The organism is Streptomyces sp. ATLC9 (assembly GCF_057196705.1).
This window is the reverse complement of the sequence record NZ_JBXUOY010000274.1, coordinates 1-6,577: the sequence shown is the minus strand read 5'-3', so window position 1 is coordinate 6,577 and position 6,577 is coordinate 1. Positions and strand designations below refer to the sequence as shown.

The 6,577-nt window shown below is 75.0% G+C and carries 4 protein-coding genes; 2 read left to right on the top strand and 2 right to left on the bottom strand.

The genetic code is table 11. The features are described from left to right. Positions 1 to 68: 68 nt before the first annotated feature. Entirely contained in the window at positions 69 to 962 is an 894-nt protein-coding gene (gene dapA, locus AC2CJA_RS22260; protein ID WP_484604453.1) for a 4-hydroxy-tetrahydrodipicolinate synthase, read from the bottom strand. Between the two features lie 269 nt (positions 963 to 1,231). Next, positions 1,232 to 3,058, bottom strand: a complete 1,827-nt coding sequence (locus AC2CJA_RS22255) for an endonuclease/exonuclease/phosphatase family protein (protein WP_484604452.1) — start codon at positions 3,056 to 3,058, stop codon at positions 1,232 to 1,234. A gap of 272 nt (positions 3,059 to 3,330) precedes the next feature. Between AC2CJA_RS22255 and AC2CJA_RS22250 the strand changes: the two genes are divergently transcribed. Together AC2CJA_RS22250 and AC2CJA_RS22245 are read left to right on the top strand one after the other, a co-directional pair. Beyond that, positions 3,331 to 4,863, top strand: a complete 1,533-nt coding sequence (locus AC2CJA_RS22250) for a hypothetical protein (RefSeq protein ID WP_484604451.1) — start codon at positions 3,331 to 3,333, stop codon at positions 4,861 to 4,863. A 93-nt stretch (positions 4,864 to 4,956) separates the two neighbouring features. Then, the gene (locus tag AC2CJA_RS22245) at positions 4,957 to 6,441 is read left to right on the top strand and encodes an alkaline phosphatase PhoX (protein ID WP_484604450.1); all 1,485 of its coding nucleotides are present in this window, start codon (positions 4,957 to 4,959) and stop codon (positions 6,439 to 6,441) included. Positions 6,442 to 6,577: the final 136 nt, after the last annotated feature.

The following is a 6,577-nucleotide window of genomic DNA, read 5'->3' as shown; positions in this document are numbered from 1 at the left end:
GGCCGAGCCGGGGCACCGGAGCGATCCGGCCGGACCGGCCTGATCGCCCCCGGGGCCGCCGGGCGCGATCACCGGGACAGCGCCGTCCTGAGCGCGTCGGCCAGCCGCGCGGTCAGCTCCCCGCCGGCCGGCAGCAGGGGCGGGCGCACCGGGCCGCCCGGCAGCCCCGCCGCCGCGAACAGCGCCTTGACCGACACCGCGCCGGGCACCTGGGACATCATCGCGTCGACCAGCGGCACCAAGGCCCGGTGACGCCGGGCGGCCTCGGTGTGGTCGCCGGCGTCGAAGGCGTCCAGGACGCCGCGCACCGCCGGCCCCGCCACGTTGGCGACCGTGCTCACACAGCCGTGGGCGCCGATCGCGCGCAGCGGCAGGGTCGTCTCGTCGCAGCCGGAGTAGTAGGCCAGCCCGGTGGAGTCCAGCACCTTCGCCGTCTTCATCAGGTCGTGGGCGCAGTCCTCGACCGCGAGGATGCGAGGGTGCTCAGCGAGCCGGGTCAGCGTCTCCACCGTCAGCGCGGTGCCCGCCCCGGTGCGGGAGGGGATGTCGTGGAGCATCACCGGCAGGGCGGTGGAGTCGGCGACGGTGGCCAGATGGCGGGCGACGGCCTCCTGGGTGGGGCGGGAGTAGTACGGCGTGACGACCAGCAGGCCGTGGGCGCCGGCCTCCTCGGCGGCCCGCGCCAGCTCCGCCGAGTGGCGGGTGTCGGCGGATCCGACACCGGCGACGATCCGGGCCCGGTCGCCGACCTCCTCGGCCACGGCCCCCACCAGGGCGGTCTTCTCGTCGTCGGAGGTGGTCGGTGACTCGCCGGTGGTGCCGCCCAGGACCAGGGCGTCGCAGCCGGCCCGGTCCACCAGGTGGGCGGCCAGCCGCCGGGCACCGGGGAGGTCCAGGGCGCCGGAGGAGTCGAACGGGGTGATCATGGCGGCGGCGACGCGGCCGAAGGGGGAGTCGGGCATGGGGGCGAGTCTGGTCCACGCCGGAGCGGCCGGTCCAGCCGGCTGTCCGACCGGCCTGGTCAGCGGTCACCCCGGCCCGGGGGCGCTCCTCGAACGGTTCGTCCGGGCCCGGTTCGCCGCTGTCGGCCATCTCGACCTCGATCCCGTCGGTGAGTTCGGTGGTCGTCGACGTGCCACTTCTCCCCGCCGCGCCGCGGAATGCGCCGACCGTGCCGCTCGCCCGGAAGGCGGGCGGGCGGCACGGCCGGTTCCCGCGGGGAGGCCCCGCCTCAGGGGCGGAAGCGGATCACCTGGGGGTCGTGGTCGCTCGCCTGGTCGGCGAACTCCGCGTTGATGTGCACGATGTCGTAGTCGAAGCGGCGGATACCCGGGGAGACCAGGGTCTGGTCCAGCACCTGGGCGTTGCCGTCGTAGACGTAGGTGTAGCGCTCCTCCTCGGGCAGCGAGAGCACCGCGCTGCGCAGCGCGCCGCCCGCGGTCAGCTCGCGGGTGGTGGCGGAGAACTCGAAGTCGTTGATGTCGCCGAGGACGACGACGTCCGCCTTCCGCTGCACCGCCAGCACCTGCCGCACGAAGCGGTTGACCACCCTGGCCTGCGCGGTGCGCTGGACCTCGGAGGAGCGCTCGGGAGGCTGGACGGCCGCGTGCAGGGACTGGTCGCCGCCCTTGGAGGCGAAGTGGTTGGCGACCACGATGACGGTGCGGCCGCGGAAGCGGAACTCGCCGGCCAGCGGCTTGCGGCTGTCCTCCCAGGCCGTGTCGTTCGGCGCGACGCGGGCGGGGGAGTGGGTGAGCACGGCCCGGCCGCGCTCGCGCTCCACGCCGACCGCGGTGGTGGCGTCGCCGCCGGGGCGGTCCACGAAGGAGACCCGCCCGGGGTTGAAGAGGAAGACGTTGCGGATGTTGCCGCCGGGCTGGCCGCCGTCGGCGTCGTCGACGGGATCGACGGCGCGCCACTCGTAGCGCGGGCCGCCCGCGGCCGCGATGGCGTCGGTGAACTTCGCGAGCGTGGCGTCGGCGGAGACCACCTCGTCGTTCACCGGGCCGTTGTCGTCCTGGATCTCCTCCAGGGCGAGGATGTCGGGGGAGGCGAGGTTGTCCACCACACCCCGGGCCAGCCGGTCGAACTTCTCCTGGCTGTTGCCCGGGTGGAGGTTCTCCACGTTGTAGGTGGCCACGGCCAGTTCGCCGCGGCGCTGGGCGCGGGTGCGCTCGCGCTCCAGGCCGCGGTCCTCGACCTCGCCCAGTTCGCGGGCGGCCACCAGGTAGCCGCCGTACTGCTCGTAGTCCAGCGGGCCGGTGGTGGCACCGGCCAGCACGTCGCCGGTGTTCGCGGCGGGGAAGGGCTCCTGGGACAGCGGGACGAGCGATTCGACCTTGAGGCGGCCGGGGTTCTGCTCGTCGTAGCCGCCGTAGACGGTGCCGCCGCGCACCGAGGGGTTCCGCTCCGGCTCGACGGTCACCCACAGCTCGGCGTACTCGGTGCTGGGGCCGGTCACGCGGGCGTCGTGGATCTGCACGTCCATGCCCTCCAGGGACTCGTACAGGTCCAGCGCGTAGGTCCCGGGGCGCAGTCTCAGTCCTTCGATGCTCCCGCCCGCGGCCGGGTCGCCCTGGGGCGCGTACGCCTCGGGGACGGAGGCGGAGTCCAGGGTCACCGGGGCGGGCAGCCGGTTGCCGGAGGAGACGACGGTCACCCGGGGACGGGATATCTGGGTGAGGGTCTGGTTGCCCGAGGAGTTGCCGCCGGGGCGGTACTCGGTGACCGTGCCCGAGACGCTCACCAGATCACCGGCGGACACTTCGGGGGTGGAGCCGGTGTAGACGAAGAGGCCCTCACTGGTGGCGGGGTCCCCGTCGGGTGCGGTGTCCTGCATCCAGAAGCCGCGCGAGCCGTAGGCGCGCACGCCGGTGACGACGCCGGAGACCTGCGACACCTGCTCGCCGGCCAGCGGGGAGACGCGGGTGGCGCCCTGGATGTCGTGGATGCGGACCGCGTCGGCCGGCTCCGCCGCCGAGGCGGGGACGGCCAGCAGCGTCGAGGTCAGGGCTGCGACGGTGAGTGCGGCGGTACGGGCCGCCTGGGGTCTGCTCAAGGGGTCCCTCCGGGACGGTGCGGTGGGTGCCGGACGCGCCGGGCGTGCCGGGGACGGAGCCGAGGTGCGGCACCGGGATCCGACGACGCCGCCCGTGGTTCGCACGTTTGGTTTCTACGCGCGTAACGTGCCGCTCTGGTCAGGTGCTTGTCAAGCGGCCCCCGATGTACGCGGGCGGAAGGGACGGTGAACCGGACGGTGGAGGCGAAGGCCGTCTACGCTGGGGCAGCGATCGCAACGCCCGCCTCATCGAATCGAGGAGCCCCTCCCCCATGACCGGTGACGACCGTCCCACCGTGCCGCCCGTACGGCTGCCCGCCGAAGCCGAACTGGCGCGGGACGCGCTGGCCGCGCCGCTGCTGTCCCTGGCCGTCCGGCTCGCCCGCTGGACCGGGGAGGGGGTCCGGGTCGGCGCCGGCGGCGAACTGCCCGACGAGTCGCTGGAGCGGGCCGCCGCCCACCTGGGCCTCGACGGGGAGGACGGGCTCGCGCAGACCGAGCGGGCATGGGACACGGCCCTGGACACCGGCCTGCTGGAGATCCGTGAAAGCGGCGGGGACGGCGGAACCGACGAGGCCGAGGACGGCACGGCGGTCCCCGGCGAGGAGCTCTCCCTGCTCACCGGGGGCGCTCCCGCCGACGTACTGGACATCTGGCGCGACGGACTGGAGGCGGCCCTCGCGGACGCCGCGGCCCCCGCCCTGGAGGACCTGCTCGGCGTACTGGGCGCCGGGGACGGGGACGGGGACGGCCGGATCGACCCGGACTCACTCGACCTCGACGCGCTCGACTGGGACCCGGAGGAGGAGGCCGACTTCCTCGACGGCGCCCTGGGCAACCTCTACGTCCTGACCGCCACCGACCCCGCCGTGACGGCCGGCGCGATGGTGCCGCTGCCGGTGCTCGCCGCCTCGATGATCGCCCCGGAGGATATGGAGCACCCCACCGACTCCGTTCTGGAGGACGTCTCGACGGCGATGGTGAGGCTGGACGAGCAGTTCCGGATGCTGGAGCCGACCGGGATCGTCGACTACCGTCCCGTGGACGAGGCCCTGATCGAGGAGGTCGACGGCGACGAGCCCGACGGCCCCGACGGTCTCGTGGGGCTTGGTGACTCCGGAGGCCCGGACGAGGAGGACCTGACCCGCTACGGCATGGTCCGGCTGACTCCGCTCGGCCTCCACGGAGTGCGGCAGCGGCTGGTGGAGGCAGGCGTCCGGGCCCCGGTCGTGGGCGACCTGGCGCAGGAGAGCGCCCGGGACCTGCTGGCCGCCCTGCCCGGCCACGGCGAGGAGGCGGCCCGCCACGAGATCGAGCTGTGGCTGGCCCGGCGCGCCCCCCTGGAGGCAGCCCGCGAACTCCTCGCCGCCGCCCGGGGCGACGACCGGGACGCGCCGCGCCGCCGCCTGGCCTGCCAGCAGGCCCTCTCGATCACCGGCGCGGAGGCCGAGCCCGCCCTGCGCGAGGTCCTCGACGACCGCCACCTGGGCGGACTGGCACGGGTGTGGCTCTCCGAGCGCGGCTTCGCCGACGTGCCCGCGCCGTCGGAGGAGATGGTGTTCTGGCTGACCGTGGACACCCTGGCCGCCCAGCTCGCCACCGAGGAGGGCGGGGGCGACTCGGAGGAGCTGCGCGAGCTGGTGCGCGGCCTGGTCGACCAGCACAGCGGTTTCTTCGAGAGGGCATGGCGCGTCGACCACCCGGCGACCGGGGAGGTGCTGGAGGCGATGAGCCGTGTGCACCCCGACCGCAGGGCGGCGAAGGACGCCCGCAAGGCGGCGTACAGGGCGCGGTCGCGCGGCTGAGCCGACCGGTTCGGCCCGCGTTCAACCGGCGTTCGCCGGAGGGCGGGATGGTGGTCGGCGTCGTGTTGTCGCGCAGAGCCGACGGGAGAGACGATGCCGACCAACAGCGAAGCCGGCCGCCCGGATCCCAGCAGGCGGTCGGTCGTGGCCGGGGCCGGGATCGCCCTCACCGGCAGCGCGGGCATTCTGGCCGGCGCCTCGGGCGCGTTCGGCGCCCCGGGCCGGGATGACCACGGCGACCGTGGTGATCACGCCGACCGCCGCGGGCGGCGGGAGGACGACGGGCCGCGGGGCTACGGTCCGCTGCTGCCCGACCCCGAAGGGGTGCTCGCCCTGCCCGCGGGATTCTCGTACCGCGTCCTCACGCACTGCGGTGTCACCCGGCTGGAGACCGGCGAGTACACCCCCGCCCGGCACGACGGCACCGCCGCCTTCGACGGCCCCCGGGGCAGGACGCTGCTGGTCAACAACCACGAGCTCAAGGGCCCCCGCGACGACTGGGAGCATCCGGTGCCGCTGGTCGAGGGGCTGGTCTACGATCCGGCCGCCGCGGGGGGCTGCACGGTTGTGGAGGTCTCGCACGACGGGGAGAAGCTCGCCGAGTGGGTGGCCATCGCCGGCACCTCCACCAACTGCGCGGGCGGAGTGACCCCCTGGGGCACCTGGCTGACCTGCGAGGAGAACTCCGACCGGGCCGGTGAGCGGGGCATGACCCGCGACCACGGCTACGTCTTCGAGGTCGATCCGCGTGACCGGCGCGCGGGCCGCGACCCCAGACCCCTCAAGGCCCTGGGCCGCTTCGACCACGAGGCCGTCGTCGTGGACCCGCGGCGCGGTCACATGTACCTGACGGAGGACGACTCCGGCCCCAACGGCCTGCTCTACCGGTGGGTGCCGCCGCACGGCTTCCGGCACGGGCGGGGGAGGCTGCGCTCACTGGCCGACGACGCGGGCGTCCTCCAGGCGTTCCGCTGCTTCGACTCCGGCGGCCGGTTCGTCGACGACCTCTCGCGCGCGGTGCGCCCCGGCACGGTCTACGGGGTGGACTGGGTGGACGTCCCCGACCGCGACGCCCGCGAGGTGCCCGTCCGCAGGCAGTTCACCGGGGAGGAGGTCACCCGCGCCCGCAAGCTGGAGGGCATGTGGTGGGCCGACGGCGGCGCGTACGTGGTGGCCTCCTACGCACGTGACATGGACAGCCCCGGAGAGCCCCACGACGGCCAGGTGTGGTTCTACGACCCCCGGCGCCGCACCCTCACCCTCAGGCTGCGCTTCGGGGTCAACCGTGACCCGCACGAGCCCGGCGGCCTCGACGGCCCGGACAACATCACGGTCTCGCCGTACGGCGGGGTGATCATCGCCGAGGACGGCGAGGGGCTCCAGCACCTGATGGCCGCGGACGACCGCGGCCGGGCGTTCCCCGTCGCGCGCAACGAGGTGAACATCGGCACGGAGGAGGAGCCGGAGTACAGCGAGTTCGCCGGGGTCTGCTTCTCGGGGGACGGCCGGACGCTGTTCGCCGGGATCCAGGAACCCGGCATCCTGCTGGCGATCACCGGCCCCTGGCGGCACCGCTGAACCGGCGGTGAACCGGCGCCGCGCCGGTCCGCTCTCACCGGCGGGCCGGGCGGAGGACGGCGGTCATGGGGGGGGGGGGGGGGGGGGGGGGGGGGGGCGCCGCGGGGGCGCGCCGCCCCGCGTGGGGCGCGCGCCG